The organism is Paenibacillus sp. FSL H8-0280 (genome assembly GCF_045040665.1).
In the GTDB taxonomy this organism is placed as follows: domain Bacteria; phylum Bacillota; class Bacilli; order Paenibacillales; family Paenibacillaceae; genus Paenibacillus; species Paenibacillus xylanexedens_A.
This window is the reverse complement of record NZ_CP150296.1, coordinates 2,567,058-2,587,625: the sequence shown is the minus strand read 5'-3', so window position 1 is coordinate 2,587,625 and position 20,568 is coordinate 2,567,058. Positions and strand designations below refer to the sequence as shown.

The 20,568-nt window shown below is 48.5% G+C and carries 17 protein-coding genes; 1 reads left to right on the top strand and 16 read right to left on the bottom strand.

Going from position 1 to position 20,568, the window contains the following annotated elements; genetic code table 11:
* Nucleotides 1-566: 566 nt before the first annotated feature.
* The 10 genes from hrpB to MHI12_RS11610 all read right to left on the bottom strand — a co-directional run bounded on the left by hrpB (nt 567) and on the right by MHI12_RS11610 (nt 14,376).
* Complete coding sequence (gene hrpB, locus MHI12_RS11655; RefSeq protein WP_405172412.1) at nt 567-3,086, bottom strand: ATP-dependent helicase HrpB; 2,520 nt, start codon at nt 3,084-3,086, stop codon at nt 567-569.
* 153 nt (nt 3,087-3,239) lie between these two features.
* Nucleotides 3,240-4,046, bottom strand: coding sequence for an SDR family NAD(P)-dependent oxidoreductase (locus MHI12_RS11650; RefSeq protein ID WP_017689067.1), 807 nt, complete (start codon nt 4,044-4,046; stop codon nt 3,240-3,242).
* A gap of 204 nt (nt 4,047-4,250) precedes the next feature.
* Nucleotides 4,251-5,093, bottom strand: coding sequence for a protein phosphatase 2C domain-containing protein (locus MHI12_RS11645; RefSeq protein WP_036609194.1), 843 nt, complete (start codon nt 5,091-5,093; stop codon nt 4,251-4,253).
* Nucleotides 5,094-5,103: 10 nt separating this feature from the next.
* The gene (locus MHI12_RS11640) at nt 5,104-5,856 is read right to left on the bottom strand and encodes a vWA domain-containing protein (RefSeq protein ID WP_017689069.1); all 753 of its coding nucleotides are present in this window, start codon (nt 5,854-5,856) and stop codon (nt 5,104-5,106) included.
* A 39-nt stretch (nt 5,857-5,895) separates the two neighbouring features.
* Entirely contained in the window at nt 5,896-7,971 is a 2,076-nt protein-coding gene (locus MHI12_RS11635; protein ID WP_338708516.1) for a hypothetical protein, read from the bottom strand.
* A gap of 161 nt (nt 7,972-8,132) precedes the next feature.
* Entirely contained in the window at nt 8,133-8,408 is a 276-nt protein-coding gene (locus tag MHI12_RS11630) for a WXG100 family type VII secretion target (RefSeq protein WP_017689071.1), read from the bottom strand.
* A gap of 186 nt (nt 8,409-8,594) precedes the next feature.
* Nucleotides 8,595-9,143: a WXG100 family type VII secretion target gene (locus MHI12_RS11625; protein ID WP_017689072.1), complete on the bottom strand. Its 549-nt coding sequence runs from the start codon at nt 9,141-9,143 to the stop codon at nt 8,595-8,597.
* A 6-nt stretch (nt 9,144-9,149) separates the two neighbouring features.
* On the bottom strand, nt 9,150-9,980 hold the full coding sequence (locus MHI12_RS11620; RefSeq protein ID WP_047842537.1) for a hypothetical protein: 831 nt from the start codon (nt 9,978-9,980) through the stop codon (nt 9,150-9,152).
* Nucleotides 9,981-9,996: 16 nt separating this feature from the next.
* A complete protein-coding gene (gene essC / locus MHI12_RS11615; protein WP_405172411.1) occupies nt 9,997-14,001 on the bottom strand; it encodes a type VII secretion protein EssC in 4,005 nt (1,334 codons plus the stop codon).
* Nucleotides 14,002-14,055: 54 nt separating this feature from the next.
* Nucleotides 14,056-14,376: a hypothetical protein gene (locus MHI12_RS11610; protein ID WP_221825192.1), complete on the bottom strand. Its 321-nt coding sequence runs from the start codon at nt 14,374-14,376 to the stop codon at nt 14,056-14,058.
* Between the two features lie 422 nt (nt 14,377-14,798).
* Between MHI12_RS11610 and MHI12_RS11605 the strand changes: the two genes are divergently transcribed.
* Nucleotides 14,799-15,038 (top strand): hypothetical protein, encoded by a 240-nt coding sequence (locus MHI12_RS11605; RefSeq protein ID WP_074094612.1) that lies wholly within the window; start codon nt 14,799-14,801, stop codon nt 15,036-15,038.
* A gap of 121 nt (nt 15,039-15,159) precedes the next feature.
* Here MHI12_RS11605 and MHI12_RS11600 read toward each other — a convergent pair whose 3' ends face one another.
* From MHI12_RS11600 to MHI12_RS11575, 6 genes are all read right to left on the bottom strand, one after another.
* Complete coding sequence (locus tag MHI12_RS11600) at nt 15,160-15,312, bottom strand: hypothetical protein (RefSeq protein WP_164783094.1); 153 nt, start codon at nt 15,310-15,312, stop codon at nt 15,160-15,162.
* Between the two features lie 244 nt (nt 15,313-15,556).
* Nucleotides 15,557-17,032: an aldehyde dehydrogenase family protein gene (locus tag MHI12_RS11595; protein ID WP_405172410.1), complete on the bottom strand. Its 1,476-nt coding sequence runs from the start codon at nt 17,030-17,032 to the stop codon at nt 15,557-15,559.
* A gap of 166 nt (nt 17,033-17,198) precedes the next feature.
* The gene (locus MHI12_RS11590; protein ID WP_405172409.1) at nt 17,199-17,693 is read right to left on the bottom strand and encodes a GNAT family N-acetyltransferase; all 495 of its coding nucleotides are present in this window, start codon (nt 17,691-17,693) and stop codon (nt 17,199-17,201) included.
* A 208-nt stretch (nt 17,694-17,901) separates the two neighbouring features.
* Nucleotides 17,902-18,240, bottom strand: coding sequence for a L,D-transpeptidase (locus MHI12_RS11585; RefSeq protein WP_036609207.1), 339 nt, complete (start codon nt 18,238-18,240; stop codon nt 17,902-17,904).
* Between the two features lie 56 nt (nt 18,241-18,296).
* Nucleotides 18,297-19,322, bottom strand: coding sequence for a ribosome small subunit-dependent GTPase A (gene rsgA, locus MHI12_RS11580; RefSeq protein ID WP_405172971.1), 1,026 nt, complete (start codon nt 19,320-19,322; stop codon nt 18,297-18,299).
* A 533-nt stretch (nt 19,323-19,855) separates the two neighbouring features.
* Entirely contained in the window at nt 19,856-20,449 is a 594-nt protein-coding gene (locus MHI12_RS11575; RefSeq protein WP_405172970.1) for a metalloregulator ArsR/SmtB family transcription factor, read from the bottom strand.
* Nucleotides 20,450-20,568: the final 119 nt, after the last annotated feature.

Below are 20,568 nucleotides of genomic sequence, written 5' to 3'. Positions count from 1 at the left end.
TTTTATTTTGTAAGGAACATGAGACACGTTATTTACCAAAATCACCTGAAAACCCGTTGTAAATGGCTGGTTATTCAAATATAAGGTGTTTCAGATTCCTTAGATTACTGCGGGCGCTTCAAATCGCTGAATAAGACGTCACAAGTTCGTTAGCGCTCCGCTCCATGGTTCTGCTCCATGTTCAGCTCCCCAGGCACGTGCAGTTACGCTTCGGCTTCGGCAGGTTTGAAGATACGCTCTGGGGTGTAGCTTCAACCTCGAAGGAAGCAGATTTTGCCGCATTCTCGTTCCATGCCGGAAGTTTTCGGCATGCGAGGCCGAGCACGTCAAGGGAAGGTAACGCAGCATGGAGCGAAAAGGCAAAGTGACGTAACATTGGGCAAAAAGATAGTAAAAGATGCACGTCAGCGAGTTTTGAGACACGTCCTGGTTAATGAGTGATGCTTTAAGCTAGAGAATTATCGAACAGCTACAAAACCTACCGTTGTTCCAGCACAGTCTAAGCCTGATGAAGAGCGCCCTTTGGGAGCCAAATCGTTGATATTTGAAAAAACGAAATAATTCATCTATTTCCCCCGTGGTTTGGCCCGATTTGTGGCGACCGCTTCAAGTGGATTATCCGGCCAGTAGTGCTTCGGATATCGACCTTTCAGATCTTTTTTGACGTCAAAGTACGTCTCTCGCCAGAAATTGGCCAAGTCTCGTGTAACCTGTACAGGTCGCTGAGCCGGCGATAACAAATGGATGGTCAACGGGACTCGCCCACCCGCTATACGCGGTGTCTCCTGTTGTCCAAACATCTCCTGTAATCTCACCGCCAGCGCCGGGTCCTCTGGACGGCTGTAGTCCACGGGAATACGTGAACCACTGGGCACCTGTATATGCGTCGGCGCTTCATCGTCCAGTTGTTGTCGTTGCATCCAGCTCAATCCACCCAGTAATACATCCTGCATCGACAATCTCTTCAGGTCGGCTGCCGATCGCATGCCTGTCAGATAAGGGGTAAGATGTTCTGCCAACTCTTCGGTCAGATCATCTTCGATCAGGTCAGGCCACTCAGGTAGATGGAGATGCAGGAACCGCAGCCTGTCCGCAAGTTGTCTGGACGTTTTTGTCCAGGGCAGACAATCCAGTCCTTCCATCCGTATCCCGTTTAACAGTGCTTCCAGCACCTGATCTTCAGGCGGCTGTGCAATACTGCTTTCTTTAATCACAAGGGCTCCAATACGAAGTCTCTTATGTGCCCGTACGCTGCGGGTATTGGAATCCCAGGCCACTTGCACTTCATTGTGCAGCAAGTGCTGACCTACCTGCAACAAGGTCTGCTCCTGCAACGGCGCAGCCAGCAGGATGCGCGCATCTGCGCCCTGGTCGTCTGCCTCGGCTGCGACCAGATACGCTGAACGGCTCAGCGATTCTGTCGCTGCGAGCCGTACGCCGCGGCCGCTGCTCAGCAGATAGCGGCCATCCTCCCGGCGTTGCCCGATCCGGTCCGGATAGGCGAAGGACAGCAGCAATCCGCAGCTGTCCTCATCCGGCCGCACCGGATCGGCCGCCGGGCCGAGCGCCGAGCGCAGCTGGCGGCTCTCCTGGAGCATGCGCCGCACGGCCGCGCCGTCTGCGACAGCCGCTGCCGCTTGCGGCATGCCGCTGCTGTCCGCGGTCAGCAGCGCCTCTACGCGCGGGCGGAGGTCCGTGCCCGCGCCTGCACTACCACTGCTGCGGAGGCCCGCAGGCTCCTGCAGCAGTGCCGCCAGCATGCTGGCGTAGCTGGCCAGCCCAAGCTCCGCTGCGCGGAGCAGCATGCTGGCCAGTCGCGGATGCACGCCAAGCGTGTTCATCCGCCGCCCGAAGGGCGTGATGCGGCCTGCGTCGTCAAGGCCGCCCAGCTGGCGCAGCAGCGCCTGTGCCTGGCCGTAGGCGGCGTCAGGCGGGGTGTCCAGCCATTGCAGCTCTGCTGGGGACTGGACACCCCAGACGGCAAGCTCCAGCGCCAGCGGCGCAAGATCCGCGGAGGTGATCTCCGGGCGAGCTGCCTCAGGCAGTCCCCCATGAACCTCTTCGCTCCATAGCCGGTAACACACCCCCGGGGCAATTCGCCCTGCACGACCCCGCCGTTGATCGGCTGACGCCTTGGACACCGGCAGGGTGACAAGTCGGCTCATGCCCGTGCGCGGCGAGAATGCCGATGCACGGCTCAGCCCTGCGTCTACCACAATCTTAACTCCAGCAAGTGTGAGGCTGGATTCCGCAATGGAGGTGGACAGTACCACTTTGCGTGTGCCTTCAGCCGCCGGACGTATGGCCTCATCCTGTTGTTCCACCGGCATACTGCCATACAGAGAATGAACTTTCACATGTCCAGGAAGAGAACCATTCGATAACTCCCGCTCTGTACGGTGTATCTCTCTTGCGCCAGGAAGAAAAACAAGCACGTCCCCCTCCTGTTCGGCTAATGCCTTGGTCACCGTCTGAGCCGTGAATTGTTCCAGTGGCATGGCTGCTGGTCTCGGCACATATTGTGTTTCCACCGGAAACGTGCGACCCGGACAATGAATTGATCCTGTACCTTCGCCAAGCAATGCACAGACAGGATCAGGATCAAGGGTAGCCGACATCACCAGCAATTTCAGATCTGGACGTAACATCGCTCGGGATTCCAGTGCCAGAGCCAAACCCAAGTCCCCGTGTAGGTGCCGCTCATGGAATTCATCGAATATAATCATCGCCGTATCCTCAAGCCCCTGGTCCTGCTGCAACATCCGGGTCAATACCCCTTCCGTCACAACTTCAATGCGTGTCCCCTGACTCACCCTGGTATCCATGCGTACACGGTATCCTACGGTCTGCCCCGCTTTTTCCCCAAGCGTAGCCGCCAGTCTCGATGCAGCCGAACGCGCAGCCAGCCTTCGGGGTTCCAGCATTATGATTTTCCGTCCCACAACCCACGGCTCCTCCAGCAAAGCCAGCGGTACAACAGTTGTTTTTCCCGCCCCCGGCTCTGCAATTAACACACCTGTATCTTGATCCCGAAATAACTGTCTTAACTCAGGAATAATCTCTTGTATCGGTAACTCTATATGCATATGATCGCTCCTAATGAATGTACCCTAATGCTCTTCAGCATCTTTAATCGAATGTTAGCATTATAACAAAAAAAGCCGTTCCAGAGGAACGACTATCGCAGACACACCCTAAGACGCGCCTTAGCAAAAATGAAATTTATCCAGAATGCTCACTTAGCTGAGCAATGATTCTGCACCATCAATCACGATCTCTGCTCCGGTAATATGTCTGGATTCGGACGATGCAAGGAAGCTTACCAGATCGGCAACATGTTCCGGCTGACCCGGACCGTCTGCAAGTGGCTGCTGACCTTCCGGGAACTCCATCGGAATAATGATCTGCTGTAGATCATCCGTTTTGACCGTACTTTGATCGATATTTGTCGCAATCGCTCCTGGGCAGATCACGTTCACACGTATCTTGAACTTCGCCAGCTCAAGTGCAGCCATCTTGGCAAAAGCAACCTGCCCTGCCTTGGACGTGCTGTACGCCGACATGCCAAAGCTTGAGAAGCGTTGATTGCCATTAATTGAACTTGTGATGATGATACTGCCGCCACCCCGTTTTTTCACGTGAGGCAATGCATATTTAATCGTGAAAAATGTACCATTCAGATTGGTTGTAATAATCTGCTGCCAATCTTCAACCTGAATTTCCTCAATGGGTGCCGATACACCGTTAATGCCCGCATTGGCAAAAACAATGTCCAAACCGCCGAATAACTCAACGGTTTCCAGTACAGCCTTTTCCACACGTGCCGGGTCGGAAATGTCTACATCAAATGCTCTTGCCGCACCAGGGTGCAGCGCATTAATCTCTGCTTCCGTTTCCGAGATCCGATCATTCACCAGATCAAACAATGCAACATGTGCACCCTCTTTAGCCAGCTTGACCGCAGTGGCTTTCCCGATACCGGAGCCTGCTCCGGTAATAATCGCAACCTTACCCTGGAACCGTGACTTGCCGTTATGTTGTGTCATTATCCATTCCACTCCTTCATTTTAGCAATTATGTAAGAATGTACGTTCAAGCTCATCGTTAAAGAGGTTGTACTTCAAGTCAATTCTTCACAAGATTACCCAAAAAGAGTGTCTTTTAAATCAACACCAGCAAGTTTTTTCAGAGTTGATCTTCGCCGCTGTCACAGCTTCATCAGGATCGATCCACAACTTGATATCCGGCACTCACCATTCCAGCTCAATGAAAGCGGCATCATCTTCAAGTCCGCCCGTATGTGTAGCATCCAGTAGTACCTGAATGTGTTCATCCGGGACATAGGCTTGAATGGCATCCAGATCATTTAATCCATCTGTATATAACTGAAGACGCAGCGAATCTCCTGCCGACCCTTTCATCTCGCAGATGTGCGGCTTACCACCAACAGGTCCTTCAAGTGTAGACCAACGCTCATTTGTCTTGCAGTGAGTCTGAAATAATTCAGACTGTTCCTGACCATTACGCCACAGGCGAATACGGGAATCTCCTTGCCACGCTAACCATACACGGCTTTTGCGGCCGCCTCCCGTGAGCTCGATCCGCCCACACACATACATGGCCTGACTGCCCCGACTTCGCTTTTCCATCAACACTTCACGCAGCAACAAAGGGGAACTTTCCAGTGGCTGTAATTTCTCCAATTGCTCCGATGCGGGAAGGGTTAGATCATGGAGAAGACGCTCAACACCCTCTACCGTTGTGTGTTGCGTCGTTTCCAACCAATCCAGCAAAGCATTCCCCAGAAAACGCGCTGCAAAATCGCCCAGGTAACTCATGCCTACCCCATCACACAAAACAAAATTGCAGATATTCCCTTTCATACGTACCGCAGCAAAGTCCTGTCCGGTATCTCCCTGATGAACCGTCTCAGCCGCTCTGCCATAACCATATCTGCACTTAAATGTGCCTTGATAGCGAGTTAGCGGCTGTTCCCCGGTCTGTACACTCACATAGCGAAAGTTGCCATGCCGTTGCTCGGCATGGCCCCCCTTATCTCCAGCAGACAATGTTGCCAAACGCATCGCTCTCATGATTCCCCTCCTATCTCACAGGCGTAGCAGCGGACATCTGGAATCCGATTGATACCAATTCTGCACATGTACCTGGCAGCATCATGAGTGCACCGGGTGCAAGCAAATAATCAGCTTCAACAAGCATTTCCCGATAACTTTCGGGCAGGACAGATGACATATTCCGCAGCTTCTCTCCATGCTCATCCTGTAGATTCGTTTCCGAAGAGATTCCCTTCCATCTTCTAGGTTCAGCAATTGGTCCTTCCAGCAGATGATCCGATATAAAAATATTCTCCACCAGTACATTGCCGTCAGGTACACTCATACCCATGATTCTTTTGGCAATAGGTTCGGGATCTTCACCCGTGGCTACCCCATCGGTCATGTGGCATACAAGTGGCGCAGGACAGTCCTGCATATTCGGAATTTCGGCCTGTAGAATCTTTTCCGCCTGCAGGAAAGCCTTCGCAGAATCTGAAAACCGTCTCGGAGTCAGGTCAGGCAAAGAACCAACGGCAGCGATTTCGTCAATCCCTTTGATTCCGTTCAACAAGTCATATACATCATCGCTGTAAGCCAATATGGCTATACGATAGCGAGGTGTCAGACGATTTCCCTTTGTAGAGCGAAATACCATTTGGCGGATCGCGAGAGATAAGGCATCATAGACGACGTCAATCCGTCGACGATTTTCCAGAACCATGTTCATGGAGGCGCTAATATCAATTAAATATATAATAAGTGCAGGTGTACGCTGTGATGCTTGAATTGTGTAGTTCATCTAGGGTGAGTCACCTCCATCATTCATTCACGTGTTATTTTATAAGTTGGGCAACGTATAACTGTTGTTGCTCAGGAATTTGTTAATGGCACTCATTCGAGCGGCCACTTTGCCGACACCTTTGAAATAGGAAGCATCTGTATTGTAGAGATTTTTAAAATCACGGGCATACGCTTCCGCATTTTCAATTTTTCTGCCTTTTTGCGCGTTATACGTTTTATTGTAATGAGCAATCAGCGTGACCACATTCTGGGCACGTTTTTTCTTCAGAGCTGCTTTCTGAGCAATCTCCTGTTGACGTTTAACTTCAGCTGCCGCTTTACGCTCCGCTTCCTGTTTTGCAAGCTTCGCATCATTCTCTTTTTTCCAGACCAGATAAGCTTCATATTTTGCCTGTTTATCGTACTTCTCCTGCTGCGCTCTCTTAGCGGCTTCTTTCTTCTGCTGTTCCTGCTTCACCAGAAAGGCCTCATATTTCGCCTGTTTGTCGTACTTGGCCTGTAACGCCTTACGTTCTTCTTCTTTTTTCTTTGCTTCAGCTTCCTTCTGCTTGGCTTCAGCAAGTTTTTTCTTTTCCTCTGCGTCCAGTTTTGCAGCATCTGCGGCCTTTTGTTTCTCTTGCTCTTCCTGCTGTTTGAGCGCAGCTGCCTTTGCTGCTTCAGCCTCTTCCGCAGCTTTGATATCTGCCAGTCGTGTGGCTTCCTGCTGTTCTTTCTGTTTCACCTCTGCCTGATCGGCGAGTATTTTGACCGTTGGCACGCCACCTGCCAGCAATACAATAAGCACAGCGGAGGAAATCATGAACTTTTTGGATCTGTAGAATGGCACAGGTACAGGTTTGTCTGTGTCTTCTTTTGGATTAAGCTTTGCATCCAGTTCCTTAATTGCAGCCTCGACTTCCATCTGCATCGCGCTGTTATGAGGAATAAAATGATAAAGCGAGCGGTACACTTCCAGTGCTGCAGCCGGTTTATCTTCATCCTCCAGGGCTCTTGCTTGCAGGAACAGACGGTTCACAACCGCTTCCTGATCGGGAGAGTGCGGCGTTTGAGGACGGTTCCCGTCTTGCGTATTCACCGGTTCACTTACTGGTTCTGAGCTCTTTTTCAGATTCACATCAGCTTCGGACGAATTGGCAGCTTCTTCTTCCGCTGTCACAGCAGCCGCTGCATTAGCCTGATCCACGTCTACCGCAGCCAATGCAACATACCACTCACCAAACGTCGGACAGCTGCTCAGATCGTGACTTTCCCAAGCTCGAATAAACAGATCGGACAGTTTGGAACCCCAACGCTTCTCAAGGGACTCCCGCATCGCATAATACCGTTCACTCACCGTTTGCATTTCATGCTGATCAAAATAACTTTCGCCCCACGCTTTCTCTACAATCACAGGGTCGGACCAGCTTAACATTTCAGCAATAATAACCGCTCCGGCAAATCGGTCAGCATATGAACTCCACAAACCGCTGTGCACTGTTCGATGGGCTGCATAACCGGGGGACCCGGCAAGCAGGGCATCCGGACGATCCATCTTGGAACCGTACATCTGCTCGACATCCACAAGTTCTACCGCAGACATCTTCCCCAGGTTCTCCACTTCGGAAAAAAACGGAATCATTACATTGGGAGCGGACATATCGCAATGAGCCAGTCCACGTTGTTCCATAGCCGAACCTGTTCCAGCAAGCGCTCTAGCCAGCTTCAGGCTCTCCTCAGCCGTCAACTGTCTCTGATCACTGATCACATCGAACCAGGTCTGACCTTGCACCCATGGCATCAACACCGCATATAACAGATCGGGATGTTTTCCAATGAGCGCTCCGTTTCTTTCCGGAGTGAGCACATCACGCTTGCATACCTGCAAACCTGGCAGTTCACTATAAGACTCCATATGCTCAGACTGATAAACCATAGCCGGAATACGGAATTTAGGAAAAAATACTTTTAGTGCTTTGGCCCCATGAATGGAACCATTTCGGGGTAACAACTGATAAACAATCCCCTGCCTTCCGGCTTGGGCATAAGCCAGACCCGGCGCTGCCGGATGTTGCCCAATCGTATAGGCAATGTCGTTAATCACCACTTCATCCCCGGGATTTGGTTGAAAAGACATGCTTATCCCTCTCTCTGTCCTAGTGTCATAGTTGCAGCAAAAACCGGGTGTTGTGACAACGCCCGGTTTTTGCTGTAGTTGTACATCTTCAGCTTGCTATCCACCTATAATTCAGGACGAATTCAGACTTCTTCACATCGGCCTGATCTATGTAAAGCAGATTAACGAGCTTGGTCAGCTGTACGGAATTTGTTAGCAATAGCTGTAAGTTCAGCGCTGATGCTGTTCAGCGTTTGAACGAATGATTGCATTTGTTTGCTAGCTTCTTGGAACTCTTGGAAGAAGCGTTGCTTTGTCATACCTTCCCATTGTCCTTCCATGCTTGTGATGGATTGAGTCAATGTAGATACGATTTGCTGACTTTGCTCACCGCTTTGTTTAAATTGGTTGGAAACCTGATCAAGCTGCTCTGGGGTAACTAAAATACGTCCTGCCATTTGTAAATTCCTCCTTGGTTTGTGCAATTAAATTTTTACTTGTTCAAATTGTACTATACCAGGATCGATCGGACAAAAGCCGAAGGACCTAATCCTATTTACCCCATTTTCAGCACTTGAAACTTCTCCTAACAGCCTATTTACAAAAAAAGATTCACTTTCTGCTGTTACTTTTATTCACCCTGTTCAGGAAACAACAGGCTCGGTCCCTCTTCTTCCCCGAAAGGAAGGATCTGTGAATCTCCATGCTACAGGCTCAGGCTGCATAGCCTGCACCAGTGTAGCCGGGGAGCCATCAGGCGGAGCGGCATCCTGTACACGATATACGGCCGCCATTGCGGAAAGGGGATCGGATACTACAGCTACAGTTGCAGAATGTGCAGGCATGATTTCTCCTGTACGATTGTTCTGAAGAACATTCAGCATATTGACCGCATTACCATAGGCTGTGTTCACATGACTCAGCACGGAACGATACTCCATGTCTGCCTGCTGGAATAACAACGCTTTGCGTCCCAGCTGTACGCTTAAGTCCATTAATCGACGCAGCGCATCCTCGCCCAGTCGTTTACTGTGATTCCATTCATTCATCACCGCTGCGCGGGATTCAACCTCCCACTCCAGCGAATGAATCGCCTGATCCAACACTGTCATCTTTTGCTGTATTTGCTCCGCTGCATACTGAATCTGCTTGCTCAGTGCCCGAAGCACATCCGGTTCCACACGAATGCGCATTTACCATCACCTTTCCTCTTCCCCTGCAGGCTGTTTAAGCCAGTCCAGCAGCATCTCGTGAAACTGTTCTCTAGTCGTCAGTGCTGCAACTAGCCAATCATCTGAAGCCGCAGTGCTCATCCGGAACAACCAGTTGGATACCGCACTTGCAGCAAAGGCTGCGGACTGCGACTTCCACCCGTCTTCATTCCAAACAAGCAACCTAAGCTCCCCGTCTGACTCCTTACCCACCAGACAGCGTGCCAGTGCAAGTGAGCCCTCAGGATCACTTGTCTCCTGTTCGAGTTCCGCTGCTACGGTCTGTACTCCGCTGTTTTCGAGCTCATTCATGACATCATAAAATTTTTTCTTGGAGCACATTAGGGCCGGTTTCTCCGCAGGAGAATGGCCGCTCCATTTCATCCGCTCTATCAGAACATCAATGGCTTCACGAACACTTCCCAGATCGCTGAGCCGGAACGAGTCCGGTACGTCGTCAACACGGGAAACTTCAACGACCCGCTCATCCGTGCAATGTATATAACTCTCATACGACTTGCCGTTGATCGTGTAGCGAATCCAACAAGCTCTGTCGGACAATCCGGCAATGGCTACCCTGGAGAAAACGGTCGGTGTCATGATCAGCTCATCAGTATCCTGATCCCGAATCAGATATCCTTTGTCAAGCAGGGAGGTTTTGACACGCTCCCACTCCATCGCGATATCTTCCGCCATATAGCCGCGAAACGGATCTTCCACACCAAGCAGTCGGTCTGAACCGAGAATACCAGCCAGGAAAAAAAGTTCCTTTGTTTGCAACGTGACTACCTTTTGCTTAGAATCATGAACCGTCAACATTATGAGCCACCTCCCCTCAAACTACAACATGCCATCGGTCACGAATTTCAGAAATCCAATCGGTCATTTTCCAGCTGTCATCACATGGAACTGCACCTTTAACCCTGGAATATTTACGTTTCACATAATAACCTTGACCCGGAGGCAGTACCTTCAGCCCACCTGAACTACCTCCGGATTCGGAATAAGGTATACGGAAGAACGAGAGATCGTTAGGGTCTAAAGTCCCGAACAGCATTCCGCTCTGGGAAGCCTTCACATCCGTTACCCAGTCAGAACCAAAGGTTGGGAAGTCTGCCGGAACTCCGGATAGAATCACGTGTACACCGCGATCCCTTCCTTGACGAACAATCGCTCCCAATTGATCTTTTACATTAAAATCGTTTAGCTGCTTGGACAAAGTGTCCGCATCGTCGATGACGAGCACAAGTTCCGGTCCACCGGAAATCTCGCCTCTTTTCAGAACTTCATCGTACAACTGTTGAATGACAGGTGCAAGCTGTTCTTCTCGCGATACATGTCCACGGACATGGGGCAAACTGCTGATTTCCCCCAGCCCACCTGAGCCATAACGCATATCTACTGTGTATATTTGCACAGCTTCCGGAGAAGCATGATAAGCCAGTGATAACATCCATGTCAATAAAAATGTCGTTTTGCCGCCTTCCATCGGACTCGTTACCATGAAATGCGGACCTTCACGCAGATTAAGCTCGAATGGCTCCAGATCATCCGTAAGCAGTCCCACAGGGACAGTTACAGACGATGTATCCCAAGCCTGACCATATGTTCCTGTCCGAATGAGCAGATCCTTCAGTTTAATCTCTTCCGGAAGTGGAGCAATCTGCGGCGCTTCTTCCCCTGTCCAGCCTTGGCGAATCTCAGCAATCGTACGGCGCAGTGCCGATGAACGCTTGCCCTCATCTGCCCCGGAAGAAGGTAATGCCGCCTGGAACATTAACGGAGGCACTTGCCCTTTGACCAGACCTCTTCCTGGCGGAAGTTGGCTTGGCGCCTTGGAAGGTCTTCCCACGGCATAATAATAATCGCTTGGATCGGATAACTCAAATGAAACCGCATTGGGAATATTGCTTCTGAATTTTTCAAATACATCTGTTACCCGATTGGCGGTGAGCACAAAGGTGATACCCAGACTTCCGCCTTCACGCAAGATCGTCTCCAGAAGTTCATTCTCTTCCGGATAGGCATTGCGGAATGAAAGATAACCATCAATAACGACCACAACCTGCGGGACAGCCGCGTGAGCTGTCCGGCGGTAGGCCGAAATCGTTTTAACCCCCGCCTCCGAGATGATATCTTTACGTTGTGCTGACAGCTTAAGAATATAGCGGAATAACCGCTTGATCCGGTCTTCCTCTTCAGCCATCATCACGCCACCGATCTGAGGTAATGCTGCAAAGTCTTTCATCATACGGCCCATATCGATAATGTAACCATGCCAAGGCTCAGTTCTATGGGAACGGGCCAAAGACATAAGCAAGGTCTGAACAAATGTTGTTTTGCCCAGTCCTGGCATGCCGTACACGACCAGATGTCCTTGATCCACAGGCAATGCGAGCGGTTGTTGGCGCTGATTAGGGAGATCATCCAGCAAACCAACCAGTGGTTTCAGACCACTCGCTCCGCCATCAAGCAGCAGATCCCGATTCTCTTCTTCCTGCCATTCCTGAAGACCTTCCCATTCCAGTGTCTCTGGTAAAGGTGGCAACCATGGTCCTGGCAAACGACGGATACCCGCATCCGCTGCAGACTGCGCAACATAATCAATAAATACCTGAAGCTGTTTCGGAACATCTTCACCTTTGAGAACGGCTCTGCGCTCTCCAGTTAACAGTGGCTCCCGCTTACCGTTCAGGCGCACCTCCATAACAGGCAATACCGTTGTTGAATCCTCCTGCTGGTTATAAGGTGCACCACTCCAGGCAAATTGCATTTCTTCAAACACTTCATCACTACCAACCTGGAAATATCCGCGACCAGGCTTTGTAATCCAGGCAGCATTTGGAATCTTGATCATGTCCCTGCTATCTCCCTCACTTTGTACGCGAAGGCAGATCCGGAAGCGCGAATTACTCCATATTTTATCGTCTACAACACCAGCTGGCTTTTGAGTTGCCAGAATTAGATGAACCCCAAGTGTCCGGCCAATGGCCGCTATACTGATCAATTCATCCATGAACTCCGGCTGGTCCCGCTTCAATTGAGCAAACTCGTCAATGATAATAACCAGATGTGGCAGTGGCTGTTCATGTCTGGAACGCAGAATCTTGTAATATTCATCAATATGCTGGAGGTTTCCCGCATCATTTAATATTTTTTGCCTTCTGACCAGTTCGGCCCGAAGTGAGATATTTGCCCGCTCGATCAGATTTCCATCCAGATTGGTGATCGTCCCCACCACATGAGGCAGATCAACAAATGTATTGGACATCCCGCCACCTTTATAGTCAATCAGCATGAAGGCCAGATCATGGGGGTGGAATTCAGCAGCCAGTGAAGCTACGATGGACTGGATGACTTCACTTTTACCTGAACCGGTTGTACCTGCAATCAGACCATGGGGACCATGACCCTGACGTTCAATTTTGTCATGCAGGTTTATCGCAATTTTTTTGCCGCCAGCTCGTACACCCATTGGTACGGGCAGTGTGTCAGGATATCTCGTCTGTCCCCACCTGGACACCACATCCAGATCTTCCACGCGTGACGTGCTCAGCATATCGAATAACGGAAGTACTTGTGGGATATCCGAAGCAGATGACCGCTTTAACCGGATCGGTGACATATAACGGGAAAGCGCCTCTGCCATCTCTTTCGAGATCACATCAGGCTTGTACGCTTGTTGAATAACATCTGCATCTTCCGTTTTTTTGATATACACCCCTTTGCCTTTGGAGGCATCCATAATCAACTGACAATGCATCGGTAGAGACTCTTTGCGATTAGCCAGTATGATAGTGCATACATCAATTTCCTGAGCCGATTCCAGCAGCAAGGGGAGTAACGGTTCTTCTTCAATTAATTGCGTATCGGAGAGAATTACAACGTAACATGGTGTTTGTACGCTTTTCTTGTAGCGGTCTTCCTTATTGTTACGACGCCGGTTCAACACGGAAAACAAGCTGTCCGCCAATTGATGCGCACCGCTGTGCCTGTCGGCCATATAGCGTTGTCCTTGGTCTTCATCCCAGATATGGGGCATCCAGCGAAGCCAGTCCCATTCCTTGCTGTCCTTTTCTTCATAGAAAGCAGCAAGCTTCAATTCATCCGGGGAATGGCGTACCGTCAGTTGTGAGATGATGACTCGCAGGGAAGCAAGCACTTCCTCCCGATCACCGACAAGTCCCATAACCTTCGATTGGAACAAAGGTAATGTAATGGAAGCATCCGGTACCGTCTGAAATTCAGCCGCAAGTTCATGGGCCGCTTCAATCAGCTCATCCTTCTCATAACCATCAATCCGCGGAACCTGAAGTTTGATGCGGAATGGAATCTCTCCCGTACCAATGCGCACCTGAAGGAAATCATCATCCTCTGGTGAACGCTCCCACAAGGAACTGTTCCGGTTCTTCACCACTTGAAGACATACACCCGGATCACCATGGATTTCATACAGGCTCTTCACTTGCTCCGCCTGAGCTTCTTTCAGTTCTTCCCGGTGTTTGTCCAATTGGGCAAGATACATTGTTTTACGTTCTTCCAATTTTTTGCGATATGATTTCTTGTTGCTCAGATACACGAAGAATGGAATGGTGTAAGAAGTAAGCATCATCATGACCGTCATCATCTGAAACATCATATAATTGCTGTTGCCCATTTTGCCGGTCATATTGATATATACGTAGAAACCAATGCTGACCATAGTCATCATGATCGGCACAATAATGGATATCATGGAAAACGTGGGTTTGCTCGGTTCTGTTGGAGGCCTGAGTATTTCGAGTCTCTCTTCCTTGAGAACCGGTGTCATTCTTGGAGAACGCTGATATAACACATTCACGAAGAGAAGACCTCCTTTAGTTCGTTCAATAATGAATGTATACGTTCAAAAGCCCTATTTGTTGCTGTCCTGTTGAAACAATGAACGTCTTCCATATACAGGCGCTTCTTCCGAAGTTGTTGAAAAAGCCCGCTGGACACGTACGCAACTGCCTTGTCGCAACCCTGTTTCCATTAACTGCTGTGCGTTCTGCGGAGAGAACCACAGACCTTCCGGAAACTTGGCTTCAAGGATGTACTGAATGCCGTCTCCCGGTGCCTGTCCAAAAATGCGAACGCCGAGTAATGTCTTCAAATGTTCAATGGTACATTCGTCCGGAACATCAATGTCGAACCATTCTCCTTCCTCGCGTCCGGAATACACGGTTAGAATCATCCGAATCCCTCCCATGGTCTCATATGTAAATTGTCCTAATGTCAGATTAAATCAAAAAAAAGAGAATGAATCGTTATATCAACCCTATTTTCTTACATAAACACCCTGTTTGCAATGTACCACCTGTAATTTTGTTACATATGACCCACGTATATATTAAAATATCGTACATTCGACTCAGAACTTTCGTGGCAGTTATGCAATTAATTATTGCGAGGATACGAAAACTTTCGTTTTTTGTTCCATTTAAATGGTAATTAAGTTACGTTTTTCAGGACTTTTATTCCTTCGCTCACAATTGAATTGTGAACACTTTTCAAACATTACCCACCTTTATGTTTTCATAAGCTGATTTTAAGGTAATTTTAAGCATTGGAATTTAATATTAGCTGTATGAAATAACAACCGTGAGGTGATTTCAAGTGAGAACCCTAATAACCTTTCAAAACAAATCAATCCCTGTATATTTTAATCAAGAAAACAAACAACCTATGCAGAAGACATTAAGATTGCTTAGCAGTGCTCTTGAGCATAAAATTAGCAACGGTAAACGCGCCATTCAAAAATGTCTGCATTCTTTAATTAGTATTGAGATTGTTAATGGAGAAGCCATTCTCCACAGTCGAAGTGAAAACGACTCCCTTGCTTTATCGTTATATTAAAAGGAGTCATTCAAGCTACTTTCATTACAAGACATGAAAAAGGAAGCTGTCGTTATAGACAAGCTTCCTTTTTTGAGTTGTATACACGTTAACAGCGGATCGAATTTATATCAGCCATCACTCAGTGCAGTTTGCTCAGGACATAGGCGGCATCATGTTCTTCCGCAATCTCGGCTTTACGAATACGAATGACAAACAGCCGAACCAAATTGGCACGTGTATGTTCTTCCTGACAGGTATTCAGTTTCCTCAGAATAAAGCGGTCAATGGACATGAATTTAAGCCCCTTTGCCATTGGATTTACGGATCGATTCTTCCGTGTATCCATAAATAACCAGATAGCGTCAGCCCCAAACAGCTTTTCAACTCTTATATTAAGCCGTATTTTGCCAAGGTGTAATATTGTGCAAAAAGCCCGTCCCACCAAGCTGGAGACGGACTTTCGCATCATTTGTCGATCTTTTTATAACCCACTCTAATCATTCATAAATGCCCCTGCCAGTTCACTCTTTTTCGACTTATTTCACTCCCGGATATTCCCGATATTGGTGCTGAATGCTGATCCAACGCGTACGTGTAAACTTCTCAATGGCCCAATCCCCACCGAAACGTCCAATCCCTGAAGCTTTTTCACCGCCAAACATCACATGTGCTTCATCGTTCACAGACTGATCATTTACATGCACCATACCCGATTCAATGCGCTGGGCAACCTGATATCCTCGATTCAGATCTTTGGTGAATACAGAACCACTAAGTCCATAAGGAGTATCATTCGCCAAACGTACAGCTTCCTGCTCATCATGAGCCTTCATGATCACTGCCACTGGGCCAAACAATTCCTGCTGCACGATATCCTGTTCAGGTTTAACATCGGCAAGTACAGTAGGAGACAGCACGCTGCCTTTACTGGTCCCCCCGAGCAATAACCGTGCACCTTCGGCCTTGGTTTTGTTCACAAGCTCCAGCAATCGTTCTACCTCTTTTTCCCGAATGAGAGGACCCACGAGTGTGTTAGCATCCGCCGGATCACCTGCCTGAACATTCTTCGTTTTGGCAACAAATGATTCGACGAACTTATCGTAAATATCGGCATGCACAATGATACGATTCAGCGCCATGCAGATCTGTCCCTGATGCAGAAACTTGCCAAAGACCGCCGCTTCGGCAGCACGTTCAATGTCCGCATCTTCCAGCACAACCATGGCGTTGTTACCACCTAGTTCCAGTGCCGTTTCTTTTAAATGTTCACCCGCCAGTTTACCGATCCCCTGTCCAACTTCTGTGGAACCCGTAAATGAAATTACTTTTGGAACCGGATGAGCAACAAAGTAATCCCCGATCTCGCTACCACTTCCGGCAACGACATTCAGCACGCCCTCAGGCAGACCAGCTTGTTCAAACAAATCAGCGATGAGCCAGCCTGCCGTAATTGGAGTGTCTGATGCTGGTTTAATCACCACACCATTACCAAGGGCAATCGCTGGAGCTACAGATCGCAGGCATAGATGCAAAGGGAAGTTCCACGGCCCGATAACACCAATCACTCCCTTCGGCTCGCGAACCACACGGTTCTCTTTGCCAGGAGTATTGGACGGAATAATCTCACCCTTCATGCGATAAGGAAAAGATGCTGCTTCATCCACAATGCGTTTAGCCGCTGCAAACTCCGCCTCCGATTTGATTCGGGTACTCCCGGATTCCGTGATCAGCAGCTGAATAATCTCCTCTTTTCGCTCTGTCATCAGGGATGAAACTTTACGCAATACCTCTTCTTTCGCAGCAGGTAATGACTTCGCCCATTCAATCGAATTTTTCTGAGCTGACTCATAAGCCTTATCTATGTCTTTCTTATTGGAAGAACGCCATGTGGCAATAACTTCTCCCGTATAAGGATTGATATTCTCCATTGTTTTCTCACCGGAGCCATCTACCCAGCTGCCATTAATATATTGTTTCGTCCATGTTGTATGTTCAGTGTCCATTAAAGTCATGTGAATACGCCTCCTGATCAAGATTAAATGTCACACCTGCACAACGGTGTAATACATCATTAACCTTGTTCAGAATTACGCAAACGTGTAGACCTGAATTAACCTTCCATTCCTTAAGCTTAAGGAAACAACACAATCCACAGTATTTTGCCGCCCTGTAAGTCTTTCATCTGTCAGGCAGGCTCTTCTCTCCAAAGAGGCTCAAGTCTTCCCATCCGTAGCCAACTTCGATCAGATCTTGACCACCGATGCGGATGGACTGTGTTTGGACTGGAGTGCCTCCCATCTTTTCATAGAAGCGACAAGCTGAATTACGCTCCAAAGCCCATATGATCAAACGTTTCATATTAAGGGTTCGCAGATGATTAACCACATGTGTAGACAGTCTCTGACCTATGCCCGTTTGTTGCACTTCCTTCAGCAAATATATGGCGTACAGCTCTCCATCATAAGCTAATTTGCCTTCACGCTCCTTACCCCCACAAGCAAATCCGACAATGTTCCCATCAGGCTGTTCAGCTACTACCAGAATCTGATCCTTTTCGCCAGAGCGAATATTCTTTTCCCACTGGGACAATCTTGATTCTGTAGTCAAATGATCCAAAAAAATCGTCGGGCACAATTCCCCGATACGTTGTTTTCCAACTCTCCGTATGTACATGGGCTATCCCCTCCGCATCCCCTTCACGCGCCCGCCTGATCAGCATAGCTATCACTCGCTTTCTCTCGTAACTGCCGTAGTTTTACCATATTATATGTTCTTATTTCTATAATTCCAAATTCATCCACTTCAGTCCTGATGCCGCTAGGCATGATTCGTAATCAAAAGTGGACTTTTTGAACTACCTCTTATAAAGTAAAATCCGGCCCTACGGCCGGATCGTTACCCTCGTGCCTACAGATACCTTGGAAGACAGATCCAGTACATCCGAGTTGTACATGCGTATACAACCATGGGAGACGGATTTGCCAATAGACCAAGGCTCATTGGTTCCGTGTATCCCATAATGGGGAGCAGACAGTCCCATCCAGAACACGCCAAATGGCCCACCTGGATTCGATTGTTTGTTAATAATAGTGAACTCCCCGTTTGGAGTCTGCGTGAGCATCTTGCCGGTGCCTACGGGATAGCCCTTAATCACCTGATTGCCGTCCAGAAGATATAACATGTGGTCAGAAAGATCTACAATAATCCTGTAATCTGGCATAATGACATCCCTCCTGACCTATCTTATGCAAGATACCGGATGATGCCCGCCTGATTTCAGGCTTCCTCCCACTCTTTCACACTACGGGAGTGCTTGGGTTTGCGACTATTGGCCGGTTTGCTGGAAGCAGTACGCCTTCTGGATGCCACTTCTTCCTTGCGTTGCTGATATTGCAATTCCTTCTGCATTTTCAGATAATTATTCAGTCTTTTTTCATCCAATGAACCATCCTGTATGGCCTCTTTCACTGCACATCCAGCTTCCCGCGTATGACTGCAATCCAGAAATCTGCACGTGGCCGCAAGTTCTTCAATTTCTCCAAACGCATGCGACAGCCCATCATTGCCCTCATCCCAGAGATTAAGCTCGCGCATTCCTGGAGTATCGATCAATACGGCTCCCTGTGGAAGTACAAACATCTCCCGGTGTGTTGTTGTATGTCTCCCACGGCTGTCTCCCTCGCGGACGGATTGCGTAAGCTGCACATCCTCACCCATCATCCAGTTCACCAGCGTAGACTTGCCACTGCCAGAAGATCCTGTGAGCGCAACAGTCAGCCCTGGCTGCAAGTATCGTTCCAGTAAGGATTTACCTTGACCCTCCACTGCAGATATCGCAAGCACTTCAACGCCCGGGGCTATTCCTTCTACACTTCGGATCTGTTCTTCCACATTGTTGCACAGATCACTTTTGCTCAAGACGATGACTGGCCTTACGCCACCATTCCAAGCCATCATCACGTACCTTTCGAGTCGTCTAAGATTGAAATCATGATTAAGTGCAGCCACGATTAACAGTGTATCTACGTTTGCGGCGATTAATTGTTCCTTGGTCACTGGACCTGCCGCCTGTCTCGATACCCTGCTCCGACGGGGCACCAGATTGTGAATAATTGCTTCTTCACCTGCCTGACCTGTAATGGCCACCCAATCTCCAACCGCTGGTACCAAGCTGGTCTCCAGACTATCATGACGCATTCGGCCCGAAATTCTTCCCCAGCATTCGCCCTCTTCTGTAATCAAACGTTGCAGATGTCCATGGTCTGCGATAATTCTGGCTGGCTTTTTCTCCTGCTCTTCCATCCCTGTCTCTTGCCACAGTTCCTGCCACTTTGCAGACCAGCCGGACTTCTCAATATGGTTATCTAAAATAAAAATTCCTCCCAAAATAAGTTTGTTTACTTCGTTCAAGCCGAGTGAACAATCATCTCCGGTTCAGATCAAAACAAAAAACCACGAGTAGAAATACACCCGCGGCAATAAGTAGTTAGCCGAATCAAAGATCATCCCTTCTTGTAGATCTACCGGATAGAATACTTAACCCTCCGATATAAACCATTCAGGAACACCCTTTTATCGGCAAACAAAAAAGCCACGGGTGCGTCACCCGTGGCTTCATCTGAGCATGTCATACTTTACGTTACAATGGATACTGCTATCCAGCTAACGCAAAATTACATGCTTTGATCCGTTCCGGAGACGCTGTTCATATTCAAATTAACGTATACTGCATTTAAGTTTGTCATAAACAATCGCCTCCCTTGTAGAATTATCCATTATGTTACACACTGAGCTTTACAGTTGTCAAGCCCAAACTTTTTTTACCACCAGCTATTCTATTTGACCTGATCCCAGCGTGTCCACATTTCCTTCGGATTCAATTCATAGATATCCTCTTCCCGATACATGAACTGATGCATGATAAATTCCCGCCGAATCGTGGCAAAGTCTTCATGGTATTGCTTTATAAATGTATTGATTTCTTTTTCCGTATACTTCCGACCACATTCAAGCTGCTCGACCAGATGACCAAGTACAATCAGTTTTTTCTTGTATTGAGCCGGAATCTGACGCAGTCGTCCATCTTTGGAGAAAAAATTTCTCATAACCGACGCTTTCAATGTTTCGTTCACATCACTCATATCCGTGACCTCCTCTCGATTAAAGATAAAATCAACCGAAGCCTGTGCATTCTCGCGGATAAACGAAGGATTGAGTGTGAAATACACTGTATTTTTCTCCCGTCGTTCCTTAATCAGCGCCGCCTCTCTCAGCTTGGATGCATGATGTGTCACGGTTGGCTGTGACAGATTCAGCCGCTCGGCAAGTGCCTGTCCGTGCAGTTCACCCTGTGCCAACAACAGCAGCATGCGAAGCCGGGTCGGGTCAGCCAACGCTTTATGATAAGCCACAATTTTCTCCAGCTGCATCATCCTTCATCTCGCTTTCAATTAGATATATATCTAATTTGATATTAGTCTTTTCTTCTCTGCACGTCAACTCCTTTGGTTTCAAGTAAGCTTGTCTAATTAAACTCCACGCTTGAACT

Excerpts from the sequence above, each read along its gene's own strand:
- MHI12_RS11650 (WP_017689067.1), bottom strand. The coding sequence starts at position 4,046 with ATGACACAACATAACGGCAAGTCACGGTTCCAGGGTAAGGTTGCGATT.
- MHI12_RS11590 (WP_405172409.1), bottom strand. The coding sequence starts at position 17,693 with ATGTACATACGGAGAGTTGGAAAACAACGTATCGGGGAATTGTGCCCG.
- MHI12_RS11620 (WP_047842537.1), bottom strand. The coding sequence starts at position 9,980 with ATGTTGACGGTTCATGATTCTAAGCAAAAGGTAGTCACGTTGCAAACA.
- MHI12_RS11640 (WP_017689069.1), bottom strand. The coding sequence starts at position 5,856 with ATGAACTACACAATTCAAGCATCACAGCGTACACCTGCACTTATTATA.
- MHI12_RS11575 (WP_405172970.1), bottom strand. The coding sequence starts at position 20,449 with ATGCAGCTGGAGAAAATTGTGGCTTATCATAAAGCGTTGGCTGACCCG.
- hrpB (WP_405172412.1), bottom strand. The coding sequence starts at position 3,086 with ATGCATATAGAGTTACCGATACAAGAGATTATTCCTGAGTTAAGACAG.
- MHI12_RS11625 (WP_017689072.1), bottom strand. The coding sequence starts at position 9,143 with ATGCGCATTCGTGTGGAACCGGATGTGCTTCGGGCACTGAGCAAGCAG.
- MHI12_RS11610 (WP_221825192.1), bottom strand. The coding sequence starts at position 14,376 with ATGATTCTAACCGTGTATTCCGGACGCGAGGAAGGAGAATGGTTCGAC.
- rsgA (WP_405172971.1), bottom strand. The coding sequence starts at position 19,322 with ATGGAAGAGCAGGAGAAAAAGCCAGCCAGAATTATCGCAGACCATGGA.
- MHI12_RS11645 (WP_036609194.1), bottom strand. The coding sequence starts at position 5,093 with ATGAGAGCGATGCGTTTGGCAACATTGTCTGCTGGAGATAAGGGGGGC.
- MHI12_RS11600 (WP_164783094.1), bottom strand. The coding sequence starts at position 15,312 with ATGTCCATTGACCGCTTTATTCTGAGGAAACTGAATACCTGTCAGGAA.
- MHI12_RS11585 (WP_036609207.1), bottom strand. The coding sequence starts at position 18,240 with ATGCCAGATTACAGGATTATTGTAGATCTTTCTGACCACATGTTATAT.
- MHI12_RS11630 (WP_017689071.1), bottom strand. The coding sequence starts at position 8,408 with ATGGCAGGACGTATTTTAGTTACCCCAGAGCAGCTTGATCAGGTTTCC.
- MHI12_RS11635 (WP_338708516.1), bottom strand. The coding sequence starts at position 7,971 with ATGTCTTTTCAACCAAATCCCGGGGATGAAGTGGTGATTAACGACATT.
- MHI12_RS11595 (WP_405172410.1), bottom strand. The coding sequence starts at position 17,032 with ATGACTTTAATGGACACTGAACATACAACATGGACGAAACAATATATT.